Raw genomic sequence first — 1,880 nt, 5'->3', positions numbered from 1 at the left:
GCCCATTCTCTCCGGCCAGGTGGACGGGATTGGCATCCGGCCCTCGGCCAGGGCGACAGGGGCCGACGGCGCGGCGCTCGATCCGCCCGATCTCGGCCACGCGCCGGCGGCCGCTCCCGCGGAGGCGCTGCCTGTTCTCATCGAATGGGCCAAGAGGAAGCTCGGCGACCGGAGGCTGGAGGCGCTGGGTCATCGTGTCGTGCATGGGGGACTGCGATACTCCCAGCCCCGGCGGGTGACGCCGGCCCTGCTGGCCGAGCTCGAATCTCTGATCCCGCTCGCGCCGCTGCACGAGCCGCACAACATCGCGCCGATCCGCACCGCCCTGGCGCTCCGTCCGGACCTGCCGCAGGTCGCCTGCTTCGACACCGCCTTCCACCGCAGCATGCCTGAGGTGGCCCAGGCCTTCGCCCTGCCGCGCGCACTCTACGATGAGGGCATCCGCCGCTACGGGTTCCACGGCCTCTCCTACGAGTACATCGCCTCCGTACTGCCCGAGCGGGCTCCCGAGATCGCGGAAGGCAGGGTGGTGGTGGCGCATCTCGGCAATGGCTGCTCCCTGTGCGGATTGCTGGCCCGCAAATCCATGGCTTCGACCATGGGCTTCACCGCCCTGGATGGGGTGCCGATGGGAACCCGCTGCGGCGATCTCGATCCCGGCGTGGTGCTGCACCTGATCCAGCAGAAGGGCATGACGGCCGGGGACGTGGCGGACCTTCTCTACAAGCGGTCGGGCATGCTGGGGCTGTCCGGCCAATCATCGGATTTTCGCGACCTGCTGGCGAGCGACAGCCCGCAGTCGCGTTTCGCCGTCGACGTGTTCTGCTACCGCGTCGCCGGCCATATCGGGTCGCTGGCCGCCGCGCTCGGCGGGCTGGACGGGATCGTCTTTACGGCGGGCGTGGGAGAGAACGCCGCGCCGGTCCGCGCCGCGATCTGCCAGGCCTGCCGCTGGCTGGGGCTGGAACTGGACGAAGCGGCCAACCGGCGGCATGGGCCGTGCATCAGCACCGCCGGAAGCCGTGTGGCCGCCTATGTGATCCCGACCGACGAGAACCTCGTGATCGCCCGACATGCCCGTGCCTTGCTCGGCTCCACCGCCGGAACGGGCCCAAAGGCATCCTTCCCTAGGGGATGACGCACGGCTCTGCGCCCCAGATCCCGGTCGCGTATTCGGCGATCGTGCGATCGCTGGAGAACCTGCCGGAAGCGGCCAGGTTGGCCACGACCCTGCGCACCCATTCCTCCGGATCGGCATACAGCTCGAGCAGCTTCCGATCCGCCTCGAGATAGGCGGTCAGGTCGGCAAGGTGCATGTAGTGGTCCCCGCCGGTCAGCAGCGTCCCGCGCAGCGGTTCGAAGATGCCCTGGTCGGGGCCGCTGAAATGGTCCTGGAAGATCAGCTCCAGCGCGGCCCGGGTCTCCGGCTCGTTGTCGTAATGCCAATACGGGTCGTACCAGCCGCGACTGCCGGACACCTGGTCCGCCGTCAGCCCGAACAGAAAGAAGTTCTCCTCGCCGGCCGCCTCGGCCATCTCGATCGTCGCGCCGTCGCGCGTCCCGATGGTCAGCGCACCGTTCATCATGAACTTCATGTTGCTGGTCCCGCTCGCCTCATAGCCGGCGGTCGAGATCTGGTTCGAAACGTCGGAGGCGGGGATCAGCCGCTCGGCCAGGGACACGCAGTATTCGGGCAGGAACACGACCTTCAGCCGGCCGTGGACCGACGGATCGGCGTCGATCGTCGCCGCGAGGTTGTTGATGAATTTGATGATCAGCTTGGCCAGGTGATAGGCGGGCGCCGCCTTGCCCGCGAACAGGAACGTGCGCGGCGCCATGTTCAGCCCCGGATCCTGCCGCAGGCGATTGTAGAGAACGAC

Annotated in this window: 2 protein-coding genes; one reads left to right on the top strand and one right to left on the bottom strand. The window is 68.4% G+C overall.

The features are described 5' to 3' along the window. Window positions 1-1,138, top strand: a 1,138-nt coding sequence (locus tag FFK22_RS41630; protein ID WP_143956991.1) for an acetate/propionate family kinase, incomplete at its 5' end; no start/stop codon positions are given. Here the strand turns inward: FFK22_RS41630 and FFK22_RS41625 are convergent. Further along, the coding region (locus tag FFK22_RS41625) for a glycogen/starch/alpha-glucan phosphorylase (RefSeq protein ID WP_143956990.1) at window positions 1,128-1,880 on the bottom strand (753 nt) is incomplete at its 5' end. The two genes, FFK22_RS41630 and FFK22_RS41625, sit on opposite strands and share 11 nt — an antisense overlap.

It is taken from the genome of Mycobacterium sp. KBS0706, assembly GCF_005938675.2.
Taxonomy (GTDB): Bacteria; Pseudomonadota; Alphaproteobacteria; order DSM-16000; family Inquilinaceae; genus Inquilinus.
This window is presented reverse-complemented; position numbering and strand designations above follow the sequence as displayed.